Origin of the sequence: Haloarcula litorea, from assembly GCF_029338195.1 — an archaeon.
In the GTDB taxonomy this organism is placed as follows: domain Archaea; phylum Halobacteriota; class Halobacteria; order Halobacteriales; family Haloarculaceae; genus Haloarcula; species Haloarcula litorea.
This window is the reverse complement of record NZ_CP119781.1, coordinates 55,778-78,033: the sequence shown is the minus strand read 5'-3', so window position 1 is coordinate 78,033 and position 22,256 is coordinate 55,778. Positions and strand designations below refer to the sequence as shown.

The 22,256-nt window shown below is 55.9% G+C and carries 14 protein-coding genes; 1 reads left to right on the top strand and 13 read right to left on the bottom strand.

Annotated features, from left to right (window positions below):
- Positions 1 to 2: 2 nt before the first annotated feature.
- The 10 genes from P0592_RS19435 to P0592_RS19390 form a co-directional block, all read right to left on the bottom strand.
- Positions 3 to 542 (bottom strand): DUF7342 family protein, encoded by a 540-nt coding sequence (locus P0592_RS19435; RefSeq protein WP_152417683.1) that lies wholly within the window; start codon positions 540 to 542, stop codon positions 3 to 5.
- A 361-nt stretch (positions 543 to 903) separates the two neighbouring features.
- Positions 904 to 1,311, bottom strand: a complete 408-nt coding sequence (locus tag P0592_RS19430) for a DUF8160 family protein (RefSeq protein ID WP_276274300.1) — start codon at positions 1,309 to 1,311, stop codon at positions 904 to 906.
- The gene (locus tag P0592_RS19425; protein WP_276274299.1) at positions 1,308 to 2,126 is read right to left on the bottom strand and encodes a ParA family protein; all 819 of its coding nucleotides are present in this window, start codon (positions 2,124 to 2,126) and stop codon (positions 1,308 to 1,310) included. Before P0592_RS19425 ends, P0592_RS19430 begins: the two co-directional genes overlap by 4 nt.
- 408 nt (positions 2,127 to 2,534) lie before the next feature.
- Positions 2,535 to 5,102 carry a DEAD/DEAH box helicase gene (locus tag P0592_RS19420; protein ID WP_276274298.1) on the bottom strand — a complete coding sequence of 856 codons (2,568 nt, stop codon included), beginning with the start codon at positions 5,100 to 5,102 and terminating at the stop codon, positions 2,535 to 2,537.
- A 2-nt stretch (positions 5,103 to 5,104) separates the two neighbouring features.
- Positions 5,105 to 6,562 carry a ribonuclease H-like domain-containing protein gene (locus tag P0592_RS19415; protein WP_276274297.1) on the bottom strand — a complete coding sequence of 486 codons (1,458 nt, stop codon included), beginning with the start codon at positions 6,560 to 6,562 and terminating at the stop codon, positions 5,105 to 5,107.
- A 252-nt stretch (positions 6,563 to 6,814) separates the two neighbouring features.
- Positions 6,815 to 9,274 carry a DEAD/DEAH box helicase gene (locus P0592_RS19410; protein ID WP_276274296.1) on the bottom strand — a complete coding sequence of 820 codons (2,460 nt, stop codon included), beginning with the start codon at positions 9,272 to 9,274 and terminating at the stop codon, positions 6,815 to 6,817.
- Between the two features lie 51 nt (positions 9,275 to 9,325).
- Positions 9,326 to 11,092: a HesA/MoeB/ThiF family protein gene (locus tag P0592_RS19405; RefSeq protein WP_276274295.1), complete on the bottom strand. Its 1,767-nt coding sequence runs from the start codon at positions 11,090 to 11,092 to the stop codon at positions 9,326 to 9,328.
- A 1-nt stretch (position 11,093) separates the two neighbouring features.
- A complete protein-coding gene (locus tag P0592_RS19400) occupies positions 11,094 to 11,585 on the bottom strand; it encodes a hypothetical protein (protein WP_276274294.1) in 492 nt (163 codons plus the stop codon).
- Positions 11,582 to 11,854, bottom strand: coding sequence for a hypothetical protein (locus P0592_RS19395; protein WP_224215113.1), 273 nt, complete (start codon positions 11,852 to 11,854; stop codon positions 11,582 to 11,584). The genes P0592_RS19400 and P0592_RS19395 overlap by 4 nt, the downstream gene beginning before the upstream one ends.
- Positions 11,855 to 12,094: 240 nt before the next feature.
- Positions 12,095 to 14,242, bottom strand: coding sequence for a tyrosyl-DNA phosphodiesterase (locus P0592_RS19390; RefSeq protein ID WP_276274293.1), 2,148 nt, complete (start codon positions 14,240 to 14,242; stop codon positions 12,095 to 12,097).
- A gap of 274 nt (positions 14,243 to 14,516) precedes the next feature.
- Between P0592_RS19390 and P0592_RS19385 the strand changes: the two genes are divergently transcribed.
- Positions 14,517 to 15,644 (top strand): hypothetical protein, encoded by a 1,128-nt coding sequence (locus P0592_RS19385; protein WP_276274292.1) that lies wholly within the window; start codon positions 14,517 to 14,519, stop codon positions 15,642 to 15,644.
- Here P0592_RS19385 and P0592_RS19380 read toward each other — a convergent pair.
- The 3 genes from P0592_RS19380 to P0592_RS19370 are packed head-to-tail and all read right to left on the bottom strand — an operon-like array spanning position 15,641 to position 22,036.
- On the bottom strand, positions 15,641 to 19,075 hold the full coding sequence (locus tag P0592_RS19380) for an ATP-dependent helicase (protein ID WP_276274291.1): 3,435 nt from the start codon (positions 19,073 to 19,075) through the stop codon (positions 15,641 to 15,643). The genes P0592_RS19385 and P0592_RS19380 overlap by 4 nt on opposite strands.
- Positions 19,072 to 20,025 (bottom strand): PD-(D/E)XK nuclease family protein, encoded by a 954-nt coding sequence (locus P0592_RS19375; protein ID WP_276274336.1) that lies wholly within the window; start codon positions 20,023 to 20,025, stop codon positions 19,072 to 19,074. The genes P0592_RS19380 and P0592_RS19375 overlap by 4 nt, the downstream gene beginning before the upstream one ends.
- On the bottom strand, positions 19,973 to 22,036 hold the full coding sequence (locus P0592_RS19370) for a DNA helicase UvrD (RefSeq protein WP_276274290.1): 2,064 nt from the start codon (positions 22,034 to 22,036) through the stop codon (positions 19,973 to 19,975). The genes P0592_RS19375 and P0592_RS19370 overlap by 53 nt, the downstream gene beginning before the upstream one ends.
- Positions 22,037 to 22,256: the final 220 nt, after the last annotated feature.

Sequence of the window (22,256 nt, the reverse complement as noted above, 5' to 3'; positions counted from 1 at the left end):
CGTCAGCTACTGGCCTCGGCAGGCTCGTTCGTTGGTGTAAGGAAGTCCCATTCGCGGATGGCGAAGCCGACGATGTCGATGCGCCGCTGGAGATGTTCCCACTCGCGGGCAATCTCACGCCGGCGGTCTTCTTCGTCGGCGTCGAGACCCTCCTCGGCGAGCGTTCCGCGAAGCTGATTCGGCGACTCGACGTCGAATTCGTCCTCCCAGTCGCGGATCTGCGCCTTCATATCGGCGAGCCGGTCCGTGAGTTCCTCGACAGTGTGCCCGCTATCCCGGAGGCGCATCGCTTCCTGCATCGCCTGGCGGCGGTAATCGGGGTAGTACGTCGTGTGCGTCCCGCTCTCATCACGGTGGAGGATACCATCGTCGACGAGACGTTCGAGGACCCGCTTGGTCGGCTCGTGTGACCAGCCCGCTTCGGAGGCGATCCAGTTGGCCGTCCGCGGCTCCGACAGCTGCCGGGCGGCCATCCTCACTCGATCTTCACCCGTGGTCTGGCGCTCCATCAGCCCCTTGGAGTTCGATTCGTCTTCGGTCATACGGTACCGTTCACACTCTATCTCCATATAGGTTGAGGGCATTCGTTCTATATCGAACTGCCAGATTCCGCTCGTTCTTCGACGTAGCTGACTGGAACCTCAGCAAACTCGAAGCCGGGTCTCGGCGGCTCTACCCTGGGGGAAGCGCCGTTCTGAGCTGATTGCATTATTCGTGCTTACCGGACGGCGTCGGGGTACTTCAAAGTGGTCGTGATTACCAGCATAATCAGGACCACTCGCTGTATTCGCCCCATCGAGAGAAATCGAGTATCTGGAGCCCCTTAGCACCGAAAAACCGCACTATGGGAAATTATATATCGTATACCGCTATACAAAATCTCAGGCCTCGTTCTCCGAGAGGTCATTCGTCGCCGAGTTCCGAAAGCCGATCCTGGATTTCCTCGGCATCCGCCTCAGAGAGCGCCTCAACACCGAACTGGACGAGTAGCGGGTAGAAGTGGCGGTTCTTCTTGAACTCGTCCTGGCCCGCCTTGCGGAGCTTTAGCTGGGACTCGAGGTAGGTATCTTCCATCTCGTCGAGGACATCGTCGGGTATGTAGATCGTCCGCCCGTTCCATTCGTCCTTGATATTCGTCTTCGTTTTGCTCGTTTCGTTCGTTTCACTCGTTGAAGTCGATTCGGTCGTTTCGGTCGATGAACTGGTTTCCACCGTTTCACTCACCTCACTCGTTTCGCTGGAATCAGCCTCGTCGTCCTCCTCTTCGTAGTTGCCCTCGATGCCGGAAGCATCACCCCAGCCGTCGCTCATGCTTCCACCTCCTCAGGGGCAGTCTTCTCAAACGTCTCGTCGAACAGGTCGGCAATCTCGTTGAACAGGTCACGTGCATCCTCGACGCGCTGGTTCTCCTTGCCGAAGCCAAAGACGGACACCCCCTCGCCGATCGACTGGGAGAGGTCGGTCCGCTTCGGGATTTCGAACACCGGGAGGGAGTACGCCGACTTGATCTCCTCGATGGTGTCGCGGTGTTCAGCGTTCTGCTCGACGCGGTTACAGACAATCGCGAGCCGATTGATGTCTCCGTATGCCTGTTCGAGGGAACTCAGCTGCTTTGCGAAAATCTGGAGGCTGTTGGCGTTGAGCTTCTCGGGAATGACGGGGATGACGACGTTGCCGGTCGCGACCAGGGCGTTGTCGGTGAGAACGTTCAGGGATGGCGGCGTGTCGACGATGATGTAGTCATAGTCCTTGTCGAGCTCGTCGAGTGTCATCTCCAGCCGCTCGCGACTCTTCGGCGCCTCTAGCAGGGTCTGGATGTTCTTGTTGTTCGCGAGCTTCTCGCTGGCGGGAAGGATGTCGAATTCCTCGTGCTTGACGATGATGTTGTTCACCGACTCCATCTGGTCGAAGTCGAGGACGTCGAACAGCGTCGTACGGTCGGTATCGTAGTACAGATCGTTGTAGCCAAGCGAGCAGGTGAGCCCTCCGTGATAGTCGATATCGACCAGGAGGACGTCGTGGCCTCGGGCGGCGAGTGCGCCGCCAGTATGAATGACGTCGGTAGTCTTCCCTGCGCCGCCCTTCTGATTCGCCACCGTGATTCGTGCAGTATTGGTGTCGGTCATTATCTTCGTTTCTCTCGTTGTGTTCGTTTCGTTCGTTTTGGTCGTTTAGTTCGGTGCGTTCGGTGAGGGGGTTTCACTCGGTGTGAGGATTACTACGATGTTAAAACCAACTGTTCGTTTCGTTCGTGGAAGTAAACACACTCGTTGCTATCAACCTATTCGTTCTATTCGTTACGTTCGTTTCCATCGTTTTGTTCATTGCGCCCGGGGGGCAAGGTCAGTCTCAACCAGTTCGTTCTTAAGACTTCCTTCATTACGTTCGTTTCACTCGTTTTGTTCGTTTAGTTCGTTATACTCATTTTTACCAGTTCCTTCACGGACCCCAGTAATGTCGTCGATGGAAAGTGATCCGGCACTCAGAGTAGGTGATTCAAGAATAGCCTATCTTAAGCTGAGAGATTCTATCGATTAGGAGATCGAAGCAGGTGGTCGCTGGTCATCGACAGGATGCACTTCGCTATCCGTCTCCGGTAGGTGTTCCTCGAGGTCATCTACATCCTGATCGGCCAGCAGATGCTCAAGAACATCCGCAGCTGCTGGTGAGTACAGTGGACGATTATCGTTACCACAACGGTCGTCCATTGTACAGGCCGGACAACCTTCATCACGACCACACGAACAGTCGACGATGAGGTCGTGGGCGCGTTGGGCTACGTCCTCAAAGTGTTCGTAAATCGACCGCGAGAATCCGAGACCCCCCTCGATACCGTCGTAAATGAACCATCCACTTTTGTCGGGATTACCAGGAAGCCGATTGGTCGCGAGACCCCCGATGTCACCACCATCAACTTTCAGCTCAAGTGGCGAGACAGCGATCATAGCGTGTTCCACGGCGTGAATCCCACCGAGATACCCGTGAAGCCGTGGTGGAAGGTTGATACATTCCGGGTTGTGGTATTCCGAGTGCTTGTTGAGCATCGCCCGTTCAATTTTGTTGGGGGTCTCCGCCCAACACAGCTGGGTTCGCATCTCTAGCGGCGGGACCCCAGTTTCATTGCCCAGTTCGAGCACGTCCCCACTTCCGATCTCTCGCTTGAGGTACGTGCTATAGTGGACAGATACCGTTCCGTACCCCCAGTTGAGCGTGAACGGTCCGACCTCGCGCGAGTCCTCGACAACCGTGTCGTAGATGTTGACCTGGCCCTGGGACTGAGTGTAGTAGCTCACGTTCGCTTTCTCAAGTGAGATGTACGGCTGAGGGATGTCTTCCCGAAGCTCAACGACCTGATACTGCTCGCCCTGGTGGAGAACAGTTGCGCCCTCGTGGTAGTCTCTGTAGGCCCGGTCACGACCGATTGGTTGATGGTCAATCGATCCATCACCAGCTAGCCGCACGTCGAAGGTGTTCCCTCCAGAGGAGTACAGACTGATCTCGTCCTGCGGGCGGTCGCGATGAGCATACATCACGCCGCCTTCGAGAGATCCTTCGAGGTCGCCCTTCCGTCGGCCGTACTCGACTGCACGCTCCAGTCGTTCCTCGCCTCCGAAATTCTCCGCATCATCGCGCGTGAGGGGAAGTTCCTGCGCGGCACAGTTGAGTTGCTGGAGGTACACGGGATTGTTGTCGAGGTCGACGACGGCGCTCTCGTGGTCTTCTTCGAGGACGTACTCCGGGTGCTGGAGAATGTACTGGTCGAGCGTGGAGTGGCTCGGAACGAACACTGAGAGCGCATCTCGCGTTCCTCTGCCCGATCGACCGATTCGTTGCCAGAACGACTGGCGCGACCCCGGATAGCCCATGAGGACGGTCCCATCAACGCCGCCGATATTGATGCCGACCTCCAGGGCACTTGTCGTCGAGACGCCGTCGAGCTGTCCGTCTTTGAGCTGGTACTCCGTCCCCCGACGGGACTGTTTACCGTGTCCGGCGTGGTAGGATGCGAAGTCCGGTCTTCCCTGATACCGGTTCTCTGGATCGCTGATGAACCTCTTCGCGCGATTGACGGACAGTTCGGTGAGCTTTCGCGAGTCACAGAACAAGAGCGACTGAACGTTCTTCTGGCACATGTGCGCCCACACTTCCGGGGCTTCGACCGTGGCCGGACGCTTCGACAGCGCCGGAGAGTCAATATCGTCGGTGAGACCGTCATCACCACTCATCGGAGGATCCCAGAAGACGAGGTGACGGATGCCTCGCGGTGATCCATCTTCGTCGACGACTGCCGCGGGCTCTCCCGTGAGTGCGAGAGCGTGTTCGGCAGGATTGCCGATCGTCGCCGTCGTGAGGACATACTGAGGATCGCCGCCGTAGTAATCGATGATCCGTTGGGCGCGTCGGAGGATCCAAGCGACGTGCATCCCGCCGAGGCCAGTCCACATGTGGGCTTCGTCGATAACGACTAGCGAGCAGTTGGAGTGGAAGTCTGCCCACAGATGGTGGCTCTCCAGATACTGATTCAGCCCGACAAAGTTCGTGATTACGACGTTGCACTCATCGCGGATTCGAGACTTTTCCTCGCTCTTCGTGTCACCATCGTAGACGCCGACACTGATATCGAGTCCAAGTGTGTCACGAAGGAACTCGTTGAGTTCTTGCTCCTGATCGCGACTGAGCGCCTTCGTTGGATAGACGATAAGCGACCGCGTCTCTGGATCCTCAAGGTATTGACGAGCGATGTGGAGACCGTAGACCAGCGTCTTCCCCGAGGATGTACTAGTCGCCACACACACGTTGTCACCGCGCTCGAGCACTTGGAGAGCATCTGCTTGGTGGCTCCACGGGTCGAATTCGAGGTTTCGAGCGATCTTGGGCGGAAGCACGTCTCCTGCTGGAACAGTCTGCTCCTCACGAGCGGGAATCTCGAAGTTCTCGTGAACCTGCCCGAAGTAGCGGTTATTCGGGTATGTACTCTCGAGCTCCTCGCCGGTGAGTTGGAGGATGTCCGTCTCGATATCGATGTCACCGTTGTTGGTGTTGTCCTTTGGGTTGGTCGTGAGGTCTGTCTGGCTGTGGTCAGTATCGTGGTCGTCGTGCATTGTTAGAAGTCCATGAGTCCGGTCTGCGTGGTGTTTTCATCAGCAGAAACGCGGGCATGCTTGTGTCCAGGTGTCGCCTCAGCAATCGATTCGTAGACTCCAGCCAGCTCACGGACATCTGCCTCACAGTATGCCCGAGCAGTGTCCCAGTCTACGTCACGAGCGCGGTCTGGAGATACGAGAAGCCGCTGGATGGTCTTCGCCAGTGATTTCCCATCCACAGCGGCAGCAGCCGAGTCGCGCCCATGCCCGAGAGCCTCAGCGACGTCTTCGACCCGATTCGTCCGACCGGGGAGGATGGCGTTGTCTTTTCGCACGGCCCAATCGAACAGGTCGTACTCGAACACGGAGTCCGACCAGTAGTCTGCGTACTCCGGTGCGTGTCCTCGGATGAATCGGCTGAGGTGTTTGAAGTCGAAGTTGTGGCCGTTCCACGCGATGAGGGACGTGCGATCGTACTCGCTGGCTAGCCACGCAACAAACTCTCGAGTGGCTTTCCCTGGGTTGTCTCGTGACGGTTCCGTATCGATGAAGTCCACGTACTCGTCGGTTTCAGGGTCGTAAACCCCGATGAGCCAGATGATACTCGGGTTGAGGCCGTCAGTCTCGATATCAATGAATAGCGGACTGTAGTCTGCTGCGGGGACAGCTTCGTCTGTAAGACGGAGCACGCATCCTTCGGACAATGCGTGGGCGCTCTGGCGGATGCTCTGCGCTTTCGACTCACCGATACCTCGAACCTCACGAAGATCGTGTTCCGTCGCGGCTGCGACGTCGTCACGCGTCTCATACCCATTCCGAGAGAGCTTCGGGGCGGTTCCCTTGCCCACACCCGAGAGCGCTCGGAGGCCGAATTTATCCGCCGGTGTCGTGGACAAAGCGATGCGGCCACCCGAATCAAGCGAAAGGCAGGCGAGTTCGGGTGCCCCTTGCCGACGGGTTGGAGCAAGCCCGCGGACGGGAAGGCGAACGCTCTCGTCGTCGACGTCGGCCTTCCACACGAAATCGTAACTAGCCTCCATGGCTCCGGTGAGGAACGTCGCTTCTCGGTCGGTTCGGTGTTGGAAGCGAGCGAGGTGTTCGAGGCCATCGAGCGAGACATCTAAAGAGACCGAGTCGACGCTCGTCTGTATCTCATCACAAATGACGTAGTCGACGTCGTCTGGAATCTCTTGCCCGCTGGCGGTAGAGGCTCCACCAATGAAGTCGAGCGACCTGACGATGGATACAGTAATCCCGTCAACAGTCTCAGTGTGAACCGCGCTCCCCCGAGTGTAAATTACCGGGCACGAGGCGGTACGCTCGACAGTGCTTACGGTTCGCATATCCAACTTTTCTTCGACAATGTAGATGAGATCCGCATCGAAGTAATCGACGAGATCTTCGATGGCGGTCGTCGTAGCGTCGACTAGCGCGTCACACCGGAGAGCAAGCAGACGTACTCCAAGGTCGCCCGCCATGTCTCAGTGGGTGGTTGTCCCCTGTCCCGGTTGGCTATCAGCAGGTTGTCCCTCGTTTCGCGTGTTGGTCATACACTCACTATCGTAACCCTCTGGCTTATACTTTCTGACTAGCAACTCTGCGATGTCCCTATCTTAGTAGTTAGACGAATTCAAAAGTGGATCTGCGGGGATCCGTGGTAGCTATCAATCACTATGCTCTCACCAGCCAGTGAATCTTTAGAGTACTGAAATAACTGAGTATAGTCTTCCCTATGGCTGAACAGGAACCTCTAACAGTTGCTTCAGAAGACGGATTGCGAGCCGCTTGTTTAGCGTCCGATTCGCATTCCCACATTGCGGCGAGTGAACGCACGATGGACACCCGTCTTCACAGGGACAGCTAGAGAGCATTTCCAGCGTGCGCTCAAGCATTGTCTCCAGCTTCCCGAACGCTTCTCGAGTAAGTCCTACTCCACCTGGATGACCATCGTGGACGAAAATCGTGCTCCATCCAGTGTGTGAATGATACTCGGTCGAGAGCCCACCGACGTCGCGACGAGCACAGAGAATCTCGAGTGGGAACAAAGAGATCAGTGCGTGCTCCAGAGCGTGAATACTCGCGAGAAATCCGTCCTCTTCCTCACTCGCAGCTTTGATGTCCTGCTCGATCTGCGGCGGAATTGTGAAATAGAGCCCACGGGTGCGAATTGTCCGTTCAGGAAGCGGCTCGTCGAAAGCCCGCTCGACGCCGTCCTCATCTGATGGGTGGTCATAGAGCATGTATCCCGTCACTTCTTCGGCGACGGTGAGATCCGCAAATCCAACAGAGACAGTCTCCTGTGAGGCGAGACCGCCCGTCTTGAGCTCCTCTTCGATAGTAATTCGTTTCTCAGTGAGTGGACGGGTATACCCCATCGTGTTCACTGACTTCAGGAGCACACGGTCAGCATCGAATTCTGCCTCCGTCACACGATACGACTCCTTTTGATGATGATAGATTGCACCGGGGTGTGCATCACGAAGCGCATCGCCAAACGGCAGCGAGGTAAGTGTCCTATCACGCAGTCGATCATACAGTTCGATTTGCCGATCATCGATAGAGCGGATGTCCATCGTGTGTTGCGGGCTGTCCTCTCCCATGTACTTCCACCGGGGACCGGTTCGAGAGCTAAATCGCTCTAGTTGGTCTGCGTCATCAAGAGACGCAACAGTCGCCGGATATTCAGCGCCAAAGTAGGTGTCATCACTGGTGCGCAGGAACAGCTCTTGAGCCGCACAGCAGACGTGGTCATCTAGTATCTGGGTGTTTGCGGGGTTGACTGCTGCTTGTTCAGGGTCGCCGTCGAACAGGAGATCCGGATTCGCCATACAGTACTGGTCTAACGGATTCGGACTTGCTACGAGGACAACGAGACTCGGATTTTCTCCACGTCCTGCCCGCCCCGCGCGCTGGAATGTGCTCATGCTTGTTCCTGGATGTCCGTCGAGAAGGACGACGTCAAGACTGCCGACGTCGATGCCGAGTTCGAGTGCGTTCGTACTCCAGACACCTCGAATGGATCCATCGCGAAGCCCCGCCTCGATGGTGGTCCGACGTTCGTCCTGGAGTGCTGAGTGGTATGCAGTAACCTGGTCGGCTAGCTCGTGTTCACCACGCTTTCGAAGCTTGCTATCGCACCAGTTTGCGTACTGCTCGGTTCCCTGTCTGGCCCGTGTGAAGACGAGCGTCTGATACCCTCGTTGAACAAGATCGCAGAACAACCGCACCGTTTCTGGGTGATGGGAACGGCGCTCTCCGCCTATAATCTCGTTGTGGTGGGGTACTTCAACCGGGCTTGATGGTGGTGGACTCGCTTCAGAACTGCCTTCCGCATTTGAAGGTGGTCCGTCGGCTGTCGCCGATTCTGCCTCCAGTTCCTCGTCTTCTCTTAGCGGTGGATTCCAGAATACCCACTGGCGAGGGCCTGTCGCACTAGCATCGTCGTTGATTAGTGAGAACTGGCTGGGTTGCTGTCCAGTGACTGCTGCTGCGTGTTCGATTGGATTCCCGATAGTTGCAGAGCAGCAGATGTACTGGGGAGTAGAATCGTAGTACTCTGCCAAACGCGAGAGACGACGGAAAATTAGTGAGACGTGGCTTCCGAATATCCCTCGGAACTCGTGTACTTCGTCGACGACGACCGTCTCGAGCTGTTGGAAGAGCCACTTCCAGTGTTTTGGTGATTTAGAATATGGGAGCAAACTTTTATGGATCATATCGGGGGTGGTCAAGAGAACATCTGGTTGGCGGGCCCAGACTTCACGTTTCTCGGAGTCCGTCAGTAGTCCTGTATATGTCGCAACGTCGACGCTCCGACTCCCCTCAAGACCTGCAGCAATCTTGGAAATAGTATCTCTTTGATCGTTAATCAGAGCGTTCATCGGTGCGATATAGAGCGTCTTACCGTGGTGATCAAGAGCGCGCTCGAGTGCTGGCACCGTATAGGCGAGACTCTTACCGCTAGCCGTCGGAGTAGCGAGTACGACATTGTCTCCGTCTCGGACGACTTCGATTGCGTCCGCTTGGTGTTGGAAGAGTTCGTTGATATCGTGACGAGAGAGTGCGCTCGCTAACCGGTGATCAAGATCGATTGGTGAGGTTTCGGCCGAGGCCCCTGGCGTTCGCTCCTGATGGGTGATTTGCCCCTCGTAGTAGGGCCGGTTTCTAAGCCACTCGATTGTCTTCTCCACGGACGATTCTCGATTCACGTGATCGTATGTTGTGATTGTCTATTTTTCGCTCTACTGAGACGATTCCTTCGAGCTTCGGTTCACGAGACGAGCGACATACGCAGTAATGCGCTGAAAGACGCCCCTCTCTGTTTGCTCTTCATCATCCGGTTCGGCGGTCTCTCGTTGCTGATCGCCCTCTCTGTGTTCTTCAAGGACCTTCCGGAATGTCGGATCGGGCTCAGTCGGCAACTCGTAGTGGTCACCCCGTGCGAGTGCTTCTTTCCGGGCGCAGTCCTCCTTGCACGAGATCCGTTTTTCATTATTGCTATCTTCTTGCCAGCCAACCGTACCAAAGAGAGCATCGTACTCCTGACTGCCAACGAGAGCTTGTGAGGTGATGCCGACTGCAAGCGCTTGGAAACGAAGGGCCAAGAGTGATGCCACGAGCCCGTTGTTCGTGGCCACGGAGGGCGCCCGCTCATCACCTTCGCCATCATCTGCCAGCTCTTCACCGTCATCCAGGCCTTGGACGTATCCCGCCCCACGGGCGGCATCTGGCTCTCTGTCGTGAATCACGCCCTCTTCCTCATCTCCGTGGAACCAGTGGCCAGTACACTCGAGACAGGGATGTCCTGGTCCCGTAGCGGAGATGAGCGATCTAGACCCGATGTCGAGTTCATCTTTTTCGTCATTCGGGATGAGCTCGGTTCCTCCGTCAAGAACGGGAATGAGGTGAGCATGCGAAACCTCGTCAAGGAGGAATCGAACCCAGTGCGTGTCAGCGGCGTTGATGATGACATCGCAGTTGAGTAGTTGTGGAAGGCAAGCGTGCTCCTCGTCTTCCTCGACTACGCTTCCGTACTCTGCCTGTGCGGTGAATCGCGGGTTCGTCGCCGACCGCTCCGCGACTTTCTTTGCCACCTCGACTTTCGGCTTACCGACATCATCAGCTGTAGCGCCGTAAGACCGATTGAGGTTCGCACGTTCGAGGTAGTCGAAGTCGACGAAGACCGTTTCTTCAACGCCGAGACGCGCTAACTGTTCGGCGAGGAGCGAACCGACGCCTCCGAGACCTACGACTCCAACGCGGAAGCCAGCAAGCGTCTGTTGACCGCGTTCCCCCCAGAGCTCTACCGTTGAATCCTGAGCTTCCGAGTCGATCGCTCCGCCCGTACCAGCCGGCCCAGCAGCATCCCTGATCGTTGGGAGCTTTTTGATTCGTTCACCTACAACTCGGACCGCTGTTGCGTGCGTGAACTCACCTGTTTCCTCTCCGGTACGGCTTGCCCCTTCAGCCTTTGATGAGTTCGGGTAGACGAACTCATACGCCCGAACCGACCATTCGCGTTGGCCAGTCTCGGGGTTAGGTCGATCTGTCACGATACCCGCTGCGAGCGGGACCTCCGAGCCGAGATTCAGACCGATGTCGTACAGTTCTTCTTTATCAGCTATTTTGTCGGGGCCAGACGGGGTCGCACCGCTTCCCGGATGGGTGTGGATGAAGATTAGACCCGCTCCTGGCACTTCTGCAGCCTCGTTGATTGCTCGCAGCGTATAGTCTGGGTGGAACTTTAGCTGGCCGTCGAAGTAGACGTCTCCCGGGCCCGGTTCGACGACCTTCTGTAACAGGTACGTCGTCCTTCTGTCTCCCGTGCTGGGGGTGATGATTCCGATGGCTCCTCGCTCGGGTAAACCATGCAGATGGTGGCCTTCGGGCGGCTTCAGGAATCCATCAAGTGTGTCCCATGCCTCCTCACTGAGCGCAAACTGGAATTCTGCCGCCTGACTGGGTGGCGACTTCTCACCGACTGCACGGGCACGGTACGCTCCTGTCATGTTATCCTGTTTCGAAGCCGGCGTTGATCACTTCGATTGCACGCACAGCGTGCTCTGGCTTGTCCGGCTTAAAATTCAGCTTCGACCATCTTAGACTGAATGTGATACCCGAATCAGTACCTAACTCATTCTGGAGGTGACGGTCTGGATCTCGTCGGTCAGGGTTATTGTCTTGCCATCCAGTGCGGTCGGAACGCTCGACTGGTGGAACGGTAACGACCCAGTGTGGATCACTGTTCACGAAATTTTCGGGCAGGAATGTGTATACTTCCGCCCGTTCCGGTTTGTACGGGGGTGAGTACTTGGAGAAGTCGAACTCACCAAGCCAGACTGCAATTTCCCCGTCGTGTCTTCCGACCGGGATTGCTGGTGTGTGTCTTTCTCGGAGGGCCGAAAGCGCCTTCTGAAACGAAGGTTTCAGATTCTCTTCTGCGAGCCTGGCTGGTGGGGAAGGCCCATCCATCTCGCCCGTCGACGTTTCGCCTTCACTCACGACCGACCGCTCCCCTTCGGGACAATTCGGAAGAACTTCCGATTCTCGTCACTGAGGTCGACGGTGTCGGAGTCCTCGAACTGAGTGTCTTTGGGCTTGTTCTTTCCTTCCAGAGCGTAGAGCCACTTCTGGTCGGTCTTATCCTCGTCTGTTCCTGCGTCGATCATAATCGTCTCTGCGGTCTGAACGGGGTCGTCGAACCGAATCGTCGTATTCCCGATGTGGATCGGGTACGTCCGGTTCTCCTCCCCTTGGTCTTCAGCTCCCATACCACTACATCTATTCTGGGATGACTTATATCTTGCCACTAGCAACATTCGAAACACGCTAAATTGGAAAATACATCTCTACGTTGGGGGATGCTATGGTGTAGATCAATCAAATTTGACTCCCCAGTGTACGAAATCCGCCAGCTCGAGGGCCAAACGACAATCTATGGAGTGTATTCAGCAATGTTGAGTTCCACGAGAAGGTCACATCGCGTCCGCCGATCTACACAAGCTTCCTGGTTACCGCTTCAGAAGGCTACGAGCGCGTGAGAGGAATCCTTCTCGCGGATCGCCGGTAGTCGTCTCCCCAAGCCAGTCGAAGAACTCGTCCGGCGTCTTAATGATCAAATCGAGCCCCCGCTTTTCAATTCGAACCGTCATCGGAGGGTCGCGCTTGTACTCGTGGAGTTCGAAGTTCATCGACTCTGGGAAGGTCACCTGTAGCGTATCACTGTCTTTAGCAATTTCGACGTCCTCTCGGTCGATGAGGTTTCGCCAGCGCTCTCTGCCAGTGTCATATGCTTGCTCAGCCGGTTCGGTTGGGAAGTAGTCTGGCAGTGGACGGTCGGCATGCTCATAGAGGTCCTGCATGGCCGCTCTCACTTCCCGAAGTGCGTCAGAGTCAGTTCCCAGTTCGAGATCGCGGTTGAGATACTCGTACCCAAACCACTGGAAAATCGGGTTCTCCGTGTCGATTAGACGGTTTACTTCAGCTTCCCCCTGATGTGAGGTCATGAAATTCACGTCGAATCGGAGGATCTTAGCACGGTTACGGAACCACTCTCCAGGGCGCTTATCGTTCGAGATGAAGGCGAACATCGGATAGGCCGTTTCGCCGGTCCATCCACTCCAATAGTTTCGAAGGGTATCCAGCGAGTTCACCTTCTGCTTGGTGATGTCGTCGACGACGACGGGGAACGACGTGTGTGCTGAACGCAGATTCCGGACTTTTCGCTTCCCAATTTCGTCTGCGTCGACGGGTGCTTCGACACGGTTTCCACTGATCAGTGACAGGGCAAATCGACAGAATGTCCCTTTTCCTCCGTTTGACTCGCCAAAGACGTAGAGGTACGGGAGAGCCTTGTCGAGGTTAATCCCGTGCTCACGATAGAACTGAGCCTGTCGATTGGCGAACGGCGCCCAGAAGAACCAGAGTAGTGCTTCATACATGTGGGCTTTGACCGCTGTTGGGTTGTTGGAATTCCCATAGTTGTCCACCGTCGCAAAGTAGTCCTCAATCTCGGCCAGCGCTTCGTCGACACGTTCTGGATTAGACGGTGGCTGCGTGACACGATAGACCGTGCCGTCGTAATGGAACTTCAGCTCGTCCTTGGACTCGTTCAGGTGCATTGTCGGGACATCGAACACCTGTTGGGCATACCGCTGGAACGCATCTGGGGTCGTCGTCAACGTATCATTCGACACTGTCGCATCGAAGTCAGTCATCTGCGACAACGTATCAACTGTTGACTCTTCGTACCCGCGTAGAGACAAGGTGATGCGGTCCTGTGGCGCATCTTCCAAATCAGGATCATTCTCGACAGGTTCGTCTTCTGTATCGAGCTCTGGCTCCTCTGACTCCTGCTCTGCGACGGTATCCGTGCCTCCATCGAGCGCGAGATCTACCGCCTCAACTTCTGCATCGATATGGTCCGCGAGACGACCGTGAACCTCCCCTAGTTCGTCTTGTGTACCCACACGCCCTTCGGTGTACAGTTTGATTACTTCTTCTCGGTCATCGTCAGAGAGTTCGAGTTGTTCGGAGAGATCTTCCAGGAAGGGTCCACCACTGTTGTACGAGTCCCGGTGATCGCGATAAAGCTCCTCAAACTCCCCGTAGAGCTCACTGTCCGTCTTCGTATCGTAGACGACGCCTATGTTCGTCTGATTCGACCATGCATTTCGAGAGAGATTCGGGGAGCCAACGATGACCTTCGCCGGTGTACCGTCATCGGTGTCCTCGGGTTCGGTTTCAACCGGAGCCTCTCCGCCAAGGGTCATCTGATCCTCATCGCCGTCCTCATCCGCTTCTTCTAAGACAGAGTCGTTGTACTCGACGAGATACAGCTTAGAGTGAACTTCCTTGTTCTCACAGAGGTAGATTACGAGCTTGCCTTCACTCCTGAGCTGTTCAAGCCGATCTGCGAGGTCGGGCTTGTCGATGAGGCGCTCGCGGTAGTCGGAGACGTCCCCGACGACCACCTCTAAGGACTCCAAGTCGTCGAGGTCTTCGAAGAGATCCAGAATAAACTCGGGAGAGTCACAGTAGGTGACGACACGCATTCGTTTTGCGCCATCGAATACGTCGGAGAATGACCGCCAGCTCTTGAAAATCTCGACGTGGCTGTGATCACTACTTCCGGTATCGAGTGGAACGTCGAACTTCATTGGATTCGAAATTGGTCCTTCATCATTTAGGTGTAATCCGGCCGAGGTTCGTTAGGGCCACTTTCCGTACGACAATTTGTAGGTTCGATCCATCTAGCTGTAATCCCGGCTCGTTTGTCGGATGAATGCCGCTTGTGTGTTCATATGCCATCCTCTTTGAGGCCACCAATACTCTGTCAGGAAATAAGCGTTCCGACTAGAATCATCCCAAACACAGTATTATGGAAATACTGCCATCAAAAAGTAGTTATACTTCTAGTCTGGTGGGACTATTATGGCAACAGACACCCTGACCGCGAGTAATCTCGTCGCAGCGGAACGAGATGGCGAGTACGGTCTTACAGTCCCGTTGCGGATCGACAAGGTCGAACGAACCCCAGACCACGACTGGTGGGCGCAGCTGGTCCATTGTTCAGATGTGCTGGGGACGCACGTGAAGCTCACAGTTTTCGACGATGACGACTGCGATCTCGTTGACTACTCCTTTGAAGAAGGGACCTGGTATGAGTTCGACGACGTCAACCCAGACGTGTACCAGGGAACCATCGGTATCAAAGCGAAGTGGGATCGGCAGGTCCGCCAGCTCTCTGGCCGCCCAGAGATGCCGCCTTCAGATACGACTGATATTGTTCGTCGACTCGGTGCAGCCGATGCCATTGCAGCACTCGACATCGAGACGATTACGACTGTTTCCGAGCGAGAGCTCGAACCACCGAACCCAGACCATCAGGAACTACTCTGTACCGGCGTTGGATACCGAGGCAGTCCGAGCGAGGAGATTGAGGCTGAGGTCCTCTTCCGTGAAGACGAGACGGCTTCTGCAGAACTCGACGCTATTGAGGCGGTTGTGAACTGGATCGATGCGAGGGATGTCGATGTTCTCATCACCTTCGGGGGCGCGTGGTTCGACCTTCCAGTCTTGGTGGGTCGTGCGGAACGGGCCGCTGCGGAAATCGGTGAGCCTGGACGAGCAGAGAATGTACGTACAGCACTCGAGTCGTACTACCATGCCGACCTTTCGTCGGCAAAGAATCGGGTGCTTGGGGAGGGTTCACTCGAGGATATGGCTGAACATGTTGGATCGCCCGCACCGAAGACGCTCTGGACAGATTACGAAACTGGGCTTGAACCGCAGACGTGGCGCGAGAGCCAGTGGGAGATCATGCGAGAGGAAGACCGCGACCCTCCGTCTGACGATCTTGCGGATCCCACCGTATTCAACAGCGACGTTCCGTACTTCGGCGAGGCGTGGCTAACGGCTAGCGCAGCAGGAGAGGACAACCGAGCCTCGAACCTGTATGCGTGTCTCGAAACCTATACGCTCGCAGACATCCATCCCTTGTTCGCTATAGCTGACGATGAGCGGTCGACCGGTCAACCGTCATTCCCGATGACCTACTAGCGGCCTCCGTCTTCTTGACGCCACTCTTCCCCGCAGGGAAGGGAACTGTGCTGGCACCACCGACAGTGCTCCCCAGTTTCGTACCCGCTGAACGATGTCTCCTTGATTCGATCCATCGTCGTCGACACCGCTGCTCGTACTGAATCTAGTTCACCCTCACCGAACGAACGGGTCTCGACTTTCGGACCGATATCGCCGACATAGGCGTATCCCGCGCGGGTAATCGGTTCCTCGTAGAGGTCACGACAGGCGAGCAGGTACAGTGGCAGCTGCTTGTTCTCGTCAATGTCTCGGTGACGCTCGGTGGCTTTGTAGTCGATGACGACCAACTCACCGTCCGGGGTCCGATAGACGGCGTCGATAAACCCGACGAGTTCGTGGCCATCCACTTCTAGCTGGAACTCTCGTTCAGCATCGACGATTTCCCAGCCGCTTAGATCGAGGTCGAAATACCGGTCGATGCATTCCTTCGCGACCGGTAATTCATCCGTGGCACGCCGTTGTCCGGCCAGCCGCTCACAAATAGCGTACCATTCTGCTCGCTCTGCTGCCTGTTCCTTCGCAGCGATTTCTGCGGTATCGTGAAACAGAAGCCCGACTATCCGCTGTGAGATACCGTCTCCGCCATAGCCGTTCTCACGGTAGTCGGAGAACCCGTTGACGACGTAGTCCAGGAAGTGCTGTCGGGGGCACTCCTCGTAGGCCTCAAGTGAGGTGTAACTGTGTTGGAGTGCCGGGTTTGGGGTCATTGGCCCAGTCAGGGCGTCAATTGAAAATCGTCGGTTCTCAGGTTCTCTCTCGATTGAGCCTTCTATGAGCTTGTTTCCGAATGTGATCACGCGGTCTCGTCCGTCTGATGCTGAGAGGTTCTCAGAGCCGTACGTCACTTGTCCAGAGACGTCCCCAACTACTGTGCTCGCGAGAGAGGCTGTCCAATCAGCATGGTTCGATGGAAGACACTCCTGTAAATCGCGCCAGATCGGGAGGTGACCGTTACTTGGCCGCCAGGGAACGGATTCTGGAAGGATGCTCTCGACAGCATCGTGTACGGGCCTTTCGTCGTCTGTGTCGTTTTCCTCTCTGCTTCCGTGGAGTACGAGTATCTCTTCGGCACGAGTGATCCCCACGTGAAGTATTCTGCGGGCCTCGTTGGCATCTTGTGCGACGAGATCTTTGTCGAACACTGATTCTGGACCTTCAGACAGTGCTGACTCGAATGTGTCGTAGGTTCGTGACCCTGGTTCCCACTCGTCAGCGGTCAACCGGGGCATCAGAACCACGGGAAAGTCGAGTCCCTTACTCTTGTGAATGGTCATGACGTTGACCGCGTCGTTGGCCAGTTCTGGCTGACTTGTCGGTGCCGACCCGCTCTCCTCGAGGAGCGAGTCATAATGCTGCAGCGAATCGATGAATTGCGGCGTGAGTGGGGGCTGTACAGCGTCGTTTCCATACTGGTCGATAATCTCGTCCAGTTGCGCCAGGTCACGACGCTCTTGCTCGCTGAGGTACCAATCGATGTTGGTCAGGCGTTTGAGTTTCCGGTAAAGGTGGCTGAGGGAGGCTGTTTCACGTAGTTTGAGAAGGCGAGAAATGTGTTCTCGTACTTCCTGAATACGGTCGGGCTCATCGAATACTTCGAGGGGTTGGTTGCATACTCCAGCATATGTACCGTCATCGTGGCTATTGACACGACGCAGATCAGCATCGGTGAGACGGTAACGCATCGTCAGTACCCGGTTCCAGCTTACGTCGTCTTCTTCGGGACGAGCCAGCGCCTTTAGATAGGCAACGACGGTGCCGACCCCGATTGATTCCGTGGAGAGATCTCCCGCAACCTGATAGGGTATTCCTGCCTCGTCGAACCCTTCGAGAATTGGGGTTGCGTGGTCATTATTCCGAACGAGGAGTGCTATCTCCCCCGGATCGTACGCCCGATCTATTGCTTCTGCATCGCCACTCAGAAGATTTCGGGTGACAGTCACCAACTGCACAGCTCGGTCGTCTTCGTCGTCGGCTTCCTCAACGACTGCGACCGTGTCTCCGTCGAAGTTGGGTTCGTCGACACGCGTGAGCGTTTTCGTACTCCGCCGATCCGCTAACTGCTCTAGTGCTTCATTTGCGAGGTCGAGAATGGGCTGACGTGACCGGAAGTTCTGTTCTAGCGGTTCGTCTTCCAGGTCGGGCCCGAAGACGTCGTCGAGTTCGTCAGTGATGTTTGCGACGTTCGCGCCGCGCCATTCGTAGATTGCTTGGTCGTCATCGCCCACGACGAATAGGCGATCCTCTGAGACGAGGGATGTAATGAGGTCGAACTGGAGACGATCAGTGTCCTGGAACTCGTCACAGAAAACGTAGTCCCATCGGTCGCCCAGACCCTCTCCGACGTCAGTCTCGAGCAGCTCTACTGTCTTGACCACGAGACCATCGAAGTCGAGCAGATTTCGACGGTCGAGCTCTCGCTCGTATGCCTCATACCCTGTGTTCAAATCCAGGGCAGTTTTGCACTCGTCGAGAGTGTTTCGGAGGTAGTCTGTCAGTTCGAGCTTCAGGTCGTTTGGTATCCCGCTCGGAGCACTACTGTACCCTCCAAGGAGGTATTTCGGCAGCTTGTGTGCATCCTCGGGAAGCGACCGCCGACCAGCCTCATGCTCCTCAAACGCTACTTCGAGTGCGTCACAGAGGTCAACGAGTCGGTCGAGGAAGTCTTTGATGCTCGCCTCTAATCCTTCATCGCGGAGGGTATCCCGTTCTGCGACGAGGTCGGCTCGTGTATCCGGGATGCCGTCGAGAACGGTCGAAACTGAACGACCACCAAGATGGTCACTTGCAATCTCCTCAACACGGTCTGGCACAGCATCGAGCTCATAGACTTGTTCCGGTGACCCGAGATACTCCTCGATCTCTGCGGGCGAAATCCCACTTCGCTTCATCGACCCGATAAAGGAGAGGAGTTTCGATGCGACGCCGCTCACGTATGAATCTGGGCCGTAGACGTTGGGTTTGACGGCACGGTAGTCGATTTCGTCGAGGACATCGAGCACGATGACGTACTTTTCAGCATCCGTTGCGATCTCGAAGTCTGGATCTAATCCCGCATCATAGGCATAGTCCGTCAGTATCTCGTTGCAGATAGAGTGGTACGTATACGCGTCGACGTCATACCCTGCGGGTCCGAGTTTTGCGTTGAGTTTCTCACGCATCGAATCAGCGGCGTTGTTGGTGAAGGTCAACGCGAGAATCCGATCCGGAGAAACTCCGTGCTCGTCAATGAGGTTCTCGATTTTCCGGACCATTGTGAACGTCTTTCCGGTCCCCGCACCTGCGAGGACCCGCATGGGATACCGCTCCGACTCGATGATCGTCCGCTGCTGTGGCTTCGGATCCTCATCGTCCTCGATGGTTGGGTGCCAATCAGGCACGTCGTCGCTCATCGCTTCACCCCCTCTGCGAGAGATTCTGTGCACATCTCTCGGTACTTGCAGTCGGGACAGGCCTCATCGTGAATGAGTGGGAACGGATCTGGGTCGTGAGAGCCGCTCGTGATCCCTTCGTGTGCACGTTGTAGGAGATTCCATATCGTGTCATGATACTCTTCGTAGATGTCTGTGGTATCGCGTGGATAGCCTCGTATAGAGATTTCATATCCGTCTGGTGTACTTTCGAACGACGTGTGATTCAGGAGACCGTAGAAACTGAATCGAATATTCATCCCGTCCTCGTAGAGGTCAGATTGTTTGACGCCCTCGATGTATGTGGCCGCCTGGAATACGTTCTTGACTCTCTTCGGGTCGTGATCCGTTCCGTCTAGATGGTCCTCAAGGACGCTAGCAGTATTGGACGTAATTACGTCCCTGAGCTTCCGCTTGTAATCGATGACGTGGATCCCTTCGTCCGTCCGGAGAATATTATCGGCTCTCCCACGCAATCCGAGGCCGTTCTCGACGCAATCGAGCCACTTCTCCGTCGCAACGGATTGACGAGCGTGATCGATGCCGTGGCCACCATCAGGGTCAAAGAAGGTCTTGATTGCCTCTAGATTTTCGAGGCGCTGGTATTCCTGGTGAGCGTTTGACGCGTACTCGTCCGGAGAGATATGCTCTCTCCATTGCTCAGGGAATGCCTCTACTGCCCGATCGTAGATGAGCTGGGCGTCATCTTCTGGGTTAGTTGCTTCGCAGACTACCTCGATCGTTCCGTGATAGGCCCGCCCCTGGTTCAGGTACAACCGTGTCTTCTCTGGGGCGTTGACCTTCTGTACGTACTCATAATCGAACTTACGCTGGCAGTCCGCGTAGGTCGCGAGGCGCGACGGTGAGAGGAAGGTAACGTCAGTCACGTCGAACCCCTCCAGCGGCGAACTCGATACGTGCTTGCAGCGCATCCCGAAGCTGCTCGCCACGGGTTCCGCTTTCACTGAGGAGGTGCTGAATCTCCGAAAGCTCAGCTTCGACCTCGTCGAGAGAGACCGTCACATCCTGGCTGTGAGAGCGACGGACGTCTGCAAGGGCGTTGTCGACGCGAGAGAGCAGATATTCTTCCGCTCTTCGCTGGCTCCTGATCTCTGATTCTGTCGCTTCTTTCACCCACGGCAACTGCCGGTACGCGTCCGTGAGAAACCGCGACGGCTGAGCACGCTCTTCCAGTGCGGTGTCTTTGTGATTGTACAGACAGAAGTACAGCCGGTCGCCAGCAGCGGTTGCTCCGATGGCGAGCCGCCGTCGCGCGTGCTCTGCATGGTATCGTCGGAACGAGCGGCTTGACGCTGTCGAGGAGGTCGGGAAGGTGTCAGTGACATCTTCTGCCTCGACCTGTGTTACGCCCGGATAGTCCGGCATCTCAGAGAGGCGTTCTTGGGGAAACAACCGAGTCAGGGAAGGAGTTCCAGGATACTCTTCGTCGACGATGTCTAGCAAGAAGACTGCTCGGAAGGACCCGTTTTTAATCGCCTGTAAGTGATCGACTCGGACACCTCCGTCAAGTTCGGTCGAACTTGTTTGGTTCTGTTGAGGGGCATACTCGTGGGCCCGTTCAAGCATCGTCGCGAACGACTCCCAGGTCGTTTCGATGAACGGCGTGTCTTCTACGAACTCCGCCATCGTGAACGCCCGCCGAACGTTCCCAAATTGGGCACGAACGTTCAGTGGAGACGTCTCCTCAGCGATTCGAACCTTCATGTTTGACTCGGTCGCCCACCGTCTGAGCGGACTCGAGAGGCCCTCCATCTGCTCGATAGAGGCCAGAATCGATTCGTCTAAGACCGAGGCTTCCAGCAGATCTGTTCGAGCATCGTCATCATCGGCCGCCAGATAGCGAACGACTTGCAGTAGCTCTCGAATAGCGGGGTCATCGCCGAACCCTGTAACAGTCGATGACTCTGTCGGAACCCCTGTCTGCTGGAAGGCACGAAGAGTCTCGATTACTGCGGAACCGCTCTGCTTCAGTGCGACGGCGAATTCCTCGTAATCCCAGTTCTCTCGATCTCGAAGCCGCTCGATTTCATCGGCGACTTTCTTGATCTGTTCGTCGGCGGTTTCTGTCGGGATGACGTTCACCTCTCCCACCTCAGGATCTTCGTGAACGGTTTCAGTCGCTAGATATGCGCCTGTCGCCGCCGGTCGGGATGGGGGCGCTGTCCTTGCAGTAGACTCTCTCCTCGAAAATGAGACGTAGTCAGTAATTGGTCCCGGCTCGATCCATGTACGCCGAACACTTGCGTTCTCTTCTGCTACACATACGAGTTCCAGCCCATCCGCTACCGTAGCGAGATAACGACGGTCGAACGGTAGGAACTCCTCAAACTCGACGGCGAGGATCGCCTCTACATCGACTACGTCATCTCGTTTCTCGGACTCCGACAGCGCAGCATTCGCCTCAGTGATCAGCTGGCCGCGTTCGAGGTGGTCGTGTTCGTCGAGCCAGTCGTGGAATGCCTCCACGAGCTCTGCGACTTCGATTAGCTCGGGTGTCTTCTCAAAGGATATATCCTGCCATGTGGCAGTTTCCATGAGCTGGGCAATATCGCTCAGAAAGGAGGGTTGCTTGGCTGCACGCCTGAAATGCTCGCTGTCCCACTCTTGCTCTTCGAGGAACCGATGGACTAGCTCGCGACGCATTGCGTCTGAGAGAATCGCTCGGTTATCGGTCTGATTCACGACGTCGGTCGCTTGAACGACCAAGGACGTGACACGTGGGACAGCTGATCCGGGTGCTATGTCTTTGAGTTCCTCCCGAAACGTCTCCATGCTCGTCGGAGATCCAGTGATGACGAGGATGTCTTCTGGATTATATTCCTTCAGAAGGGCCTGATATTGCTCAGTAACTGTTGATCTGGGCTCTCCAGTCCCGAATGGAACAGTAATGAGCGTCCCATCGAAATGCTGGACCTCAGACACGCTTATGATCCCCCGCAACCACCAGTTGTTCCTTCGTGGATCGGAGGTTGGCCCAGAATCTCCTTGATTGAAAGTCTGCTGCTGATTTGTAGGGTAAGTCGAAAGCGAACCTAGACAAACGGGGACATATCATATTGAGGGTCCTCACAGCCCACCTACAAGAACGTTGGTGCTACGCTAAAACCGAAATTTGCCTCATCAGGATGCTACATATTTATAC

Excerpts from the sequence above, each read along its gene's own strand:
- P0592_RS19435 (WP_152417683.1), bottom strand. The coding sequence starts at position 542 with ATGACCGAAGACGAATCGAACTCCAAGGGGCTGATGGAGCGCCAGACC.
- P0592_RS19430 (WP_276274300.1), bottom strand. The coding sequence starts at position 1,311 with ATGAGCGACGGCTGGGGTGATGCTTCCGGCATCGAGGGCAACTACGAA.
- P0592_RS19425 (WP_276274299.1), bottom strand. The coding sequence starts at position 2,126 with ATGACCGACACCAATACTGCACGAATCACGGTGGCGAATCAGAAGGGC.
- P0592_RS19420 (WP_276274298.1), bottom strand. The coding sequence starts at position 5,102 with ATGCACGACGACCACGATACTGACCACAGCCAGACAGACCTCACGACC.
- P0592_RS19415 (WP_276274297.1), bottom strand. The coding sequence starts at position 6,562 with ATGGCGGGCGACCTTGGAGTACGTCTGCTTGCTCTCCGGTGTGACGCG.
- P0592_RS19405 (WP_276274295.1), bottom strand. The coding sequence starts at position 11,092 with ATGACAGGAGCGTACCGTGCCCGTGCAGTCGGTGAGAAGTCGCCACCC.
- P0592_RS19395 (WP_224215113.1), bottom strand. The coding sequence starts at position 11,854 with ATGGGAGCTGAAGACCAAGGGGAGGAGAACCGGACGTACCCGATCCAC.
- P0592_RS19390 (WP_276274293.1), bottom strand. The coding sequence starts at position 14,242 with ATGAAGTTCGACGTTCCACTCGATACCGGAAGTAGTGATCACAGCCAC.
- P0592_RS19385 (WP_276274292.1), top strand. The coding sequence starts at position 14,517 with ATGGCAACAGACACCCTGACCGCGAGTAATCTCGTCGCAGCGGAACGA.
- P0592_RS19380 (WP_276274291.1), bottom strand. The coding sequence starts at position 19,075 with ATGAGCGACGACGTGCCTGATTGGCACCCAACCATCGAGGACGATGAG.
- P0592_RS19375 (WP_276274336.1), bottom strand. The coding sequence starts at position 20,025 with ATGCGCTGCAAGCACGTATCGAGTTCGCCGCTGGAGGGGTTCGACGTG.